Raw genomic sequence first — 2,833 nt, forward strand, 5'->3', positions numbered from 1 at the left:
TGTGGGGATCGAAAGGCCGGATGTAGATGTGTGGTATAGGCGGCGGCCTGTTTAAGGGTGAGCCAGCGTTTATGTGCAACGGCGAATGTCAAGCCTTCCCCTCCAAAAACTCCAATACAGCCCGCGCCAGTGCGCCGTTGTCGTCAAGGATATATTCGACAAGAATCGATTTCTGCATCATAACTTGCTGATATTCTGATTCTGCGGGCCATTCAAAAGAATCATATAGAGAAAATAAAAACCTATAATAATCATTCCTTGCTACCATCCTTTTCAGCAGGTCGATACGACCCTTCTCGGAGAAGAAATCTGCTCCGTCGATAAACTTGCCGTCAGTGTTTGTCTTGCCACACGTCGGGCATATATCTTTTGGTCTTGGAACATCACAGCCCAGCAGCTCGCACAACCTCTTGTTGATGTCAGTCATGGCTGGCCTCCTTCCTTACCCAAATCAGCAAGTCGATTAGAGCATCGGTGGGGTTGGTGTCAGCTTTTATGGAATCTATAATCTGACTACCGTCTCTGAAATAACTTCCCCATGTTTTCCCATCTCCTGCTTTTCGCAACTTCATAGGCACATATAATCCTCTATCCGGAACGGTAGCTGGCAGCTCCCTCCACACTTCGGCCATGCCCGGGGCCGGGATAATTATAATATTGCGGGGATCATCTTCGACTAATCCCCTGTATCCTAATGACCACCTTTGCCAGCTATTTCGCCTCCACCATCCCGCTTCCGTCACCAGCACAATCCCCGCCTTTACCAGCCTATTACTGGCTTCCAGGCTTGCGTAGTTATTTGGATTCATGGATTGCCTCCTTCACCCACTCCGCGACCATCTGGCATCTCTCATCGTAGCCCTCACCGCTGAGGCAGAAGAGCCAAGTGGTAAAGTCTGATTCATAGCAATCATAACCAGTCCCGCTTTCATCAGGACAAAGAGCTACCAATTCAAACGGGTCTTTTGCATGATGAAAGAACTCTCCCCACTTCCCCTTCTTCGCAATCGCCTGATACAGACCCATCATGTCGGAGCGGGTGGTGAAGGTGCGAGGCAGGTCATGCCATTTAATCTTTCCACATTTCTGACACATTATGGTAGTAATGGAAGATGTCTTAACGGCAACACCTCCTGTCCACTCGTGCCAGCACTCCCCCAAATACTCCGTCAACAGCTTGCGATCCTCATCATTCATGGCTGGCCTCCTTCCATTCCGTGCATACTCCATGTGACCCCATCAGGCAGCATCGCCCACCATTCCAATGCTCACAGTTCCAGCACTTAGCGTGTTCCGGCAGTCTTTCCGCTTTTCTAACCCGGCAGGCAGCACACTCCCCATCGTGCAACGGCCATCCGCAACGGCAGAGGGGCAGATTAATCATGGCTTGCCTCCTTCATGGCGCGATCTATTGCCTTGCGTATAGTAGGTCTCCAGTCTTTCTTTTCTATGAAAAAAGTTGACGCTATATCTTGAGCCTTCTTCCCCATTGGAACATTCTGGAATCCGCTGCAAACAAATGCCCAATGGCCGTTGTCGTCGCTTACTAAGCAGCAGCCTTGTTGCTTTTCGAGCCAATCGAGTCTTGATGTGTCATTCATGGCTGGCCTCCTTAATCCACTCCGCCACCATCTGACAGCGGTCTTCGTAGCCCTCACCGGAGAGGCAGAAGAGCCAAGCGTCATCATCCCAACAAGGCGCACCTTTCTCACCATGTTGCTCATAGCAATACTGTGCAAACTCATCCCACTTCCCCGCCTTCACAACGGCCCCATACAAATCCATCATATCGTCTCGGGTGGTGAATGTGCGGCGGTTAATAACCTTCTCTCCGTCCCACACCATTTTGCCACATATTTGACATACAGACATGCCGTCAACGGAACTTAACCGTGTAAATAACCACTGATGATTGCACTCTCCAAGATACTTTATGAGTAATTTTCGATCTGTATTATTCATGGCTGGCCTCCTTCAGGGCTTCTCGTGCCTTCTGCATCCACTCAGTTTTCCATCTCTCTTGTGCCGGGGATGTGCAGGGGAATATTTCAACGACCTCAGTCGCCCCGTCAACAAGCTCCCTCAGCCGCTTGTTCTCGGCCCTACCCTCATTGTATTCCTTTATCAAGGCATCGTGCATTTCCGAGACAGATTGGTATCGAGCTTTCCAATCATTCCTGTCCGCCCTGAGTTTATCTCTCTCCAATGTCAGCGCATCCACGGTCTGTTGCGAGTAGCCGTATTCCCTGCGTCGGTCGGCGTCGCGCTCGGCGGTCAGCTCCTTGATTCTCGCCCTATCATCCGCGCGTTCGGCCTCATACTCTTCAGACACCCTGTCCTCCAGCCGCGCTATTTCCTGCGGGAACATGTCATTAAGGGCAGCAAGCCGCTTGTTCTCGGCCCTCATCTCGTTAAACTCCGCAATCAGCGCATCATGCATTTCCGCGACAGATTGGTATCGAGCCTTCCAATCGCTTCTCTCCGCCGTCAGCTTGTCCCTTTCCAGTGTCAACGCGTCCACTGTCTGTTGCGAGTAGCCGTATTCCCTGCGTCGGTCGGCGTCGCGCTCGGCCTCCAGCTCCTTGATCTTATCCTCCGCCATGTTCAGTCCGGCGTTGAGCAAGCGCCATTCCCGTTTCCAATCGTCGCGGGATTTGGTAAGTTCCTCTATCCGCTCAGTCCATCCGTTTTCCATCGTGGCCTCCTATCTCGGATCGGGCCGGATTCCCCACCCGGCACCTAAAACTTGCGACGCCCGTAAATCCAACTTCGCTTTCGCCTACCGCCGCATCACCACTCAGCATCCACGACCCGGCTGACACGCCGCCGATCC

Annotated in this window: 7 protein-coding genes; all 7 read right to left on the reverse strand. The window is 52.0% G+C overall.

Going from position 1 to position 2,833, the window contains the following annotated elements; all coding sequences use genetic code 11:
• Positions 1–88: 88 nt before the first annotated feature.
• The 7 genes from PHV74_16030 to PHV74_16060 are packed head-to-tail and all read right to left on the reverse strand — an operon-like array spanning position 89 to position 2,695.
• The gene (locus PHV74_16030) at positions 89–427 is read right to left on the reverse strand and encodes a hypothetical protein (GenBank protein MDD5095860.1); all 339 of its coding nucleotides are present in this window, start codon (positions 425–427) and stop codon (positions 89–91) included.
• A complete protein-coding gene (locus tag PHV74_16035) occupies positions 420–809 on the reverse strand; it encodes a hypothetical protein (protein MDD5095861.1) in 390 nt (129 codons plus the stop codon). The genes PHV74_16030 and PHV74_16035 overlap by 8 nt, the downstream gene beginning before the upstream one ends.
• Positions 796–1,197: a hypothetical protein gene (locus tag PHV74_16040; GenBank protein MDD5095862.1), complete on the reverse strand. Its 402-nt coding sequence runs from the start codon at positions 1,195–1,197 to the stop codon at positions 796–798. Before PHV74_16040 ends, PHV74_16035 begins: the two co-directional genes overlap by 14 nt.
• Positions 1,190–1,384, reverse strand: a complete 195-nt coding sequence (locus tag PHV74_16045; GenBank protein MDD5095863.1) for a hypothetical protein — start codon at positions 1,382–1,384, stop codon at positions 1,190–1,192. Before PHV74_16045 ends, PHV74_16040 begins: the two co-directional genes overlap by 8 nt.
• The gene (locus PHV74_16050) at positions 1,377–1,601 is read right to left on the reverse strand and encodes a hypothetical protein (GenBank protein ID MDD5095864.1); all 225 of its coding nucleotides are present in this window, start codon (positions 1,599–1,601) and stop codon (positions 1,377–1,379) included. The genes PHV74_16045 and PHV74_16050 overlap by 8 nt, the downstream gene beginning before the upstream one ends.
• Positions 1,594–1,962, reverse strand: a complete 369-nt coding sequence (locus PHV74_16055; protein ID MDD5095865.1) for a hypothetical protein — start codon at positions 1,960–1,962, stop codon at positions 1,594–1,596. Before PHV74_16055 ends, PHV74_16050 begins: the two co-directional genes overlap by 8 nt.
• Entirely contained in the window at positions 1,955–2,695 is a 741-nt protein-coding gene (locus tag PHV74_16060) for a hypothetical protein (protein MDD5095866.1), read from the reverse strand. The genes PHV74_16055 and PHV74_16060 overlap by 8 nt, the downstream gene beginning before the upstream one ends.
• Positions 2,696–2,833: the final 138 nt, after the last annotated feature.

The organism is Dehalococcoidia bacterium, from assembly GCA_028711995.1.
Taxonomy (GTDB): Bacteria; Chloroflexota; Dehalococcoidia; order SZUA-161; family SpSt-899; genus JAQTRE01.

Coding starts and splice junctions, on each gene's coding strand:
- PHV74_16060 (MDD5095866.1), bottom strand. CDS start 2,695: ATGGAAAACGGATGGACTGAGCGGATAGAGGAACTTACCAAATCCCGC.
- PHV74_16055 (MDD5095865.1), bottom strand. CDS start 1,962: ATGAATAATACAGATCGAAAATTACTCATAAAGTATCTTGGAGAGTGC.
- PHV74_16030 (MDD5095860.1), bottom strand. CDS start 427: ATGACTGACATCAACAAGAGGTTGTGCGAGCTGCTGGGCTGTGATGTT.
- PHV74_16040 (MDD5095862.1), bottom strand. CDS start 1,197: ATGAATGATGAGGATCGCAAGCTGTTGACGGAGTATTTGGGGGAGTGC.
- PHV74_16050 (MDD5095864.1), bottom strand. CDS start 1,601: ATGAATGACACATCAAGACTCGATTGGCTCGAAAAGCAACAAGGCTGC.
- PHV74_16045 (MDD5095863.1), bottom strand. CDS start 1,384: ATGATTAATCTGCCCCTCTGCCGTTGCGGATGGCCGTTGCACGATGGG.
- PHV74_16035 (MDD5095861.1), bottom strand. CDS start 809: ATGAATCCAAATAACTACGCAAGCCTGGAAGCCAGTAATAGGCTGGTA.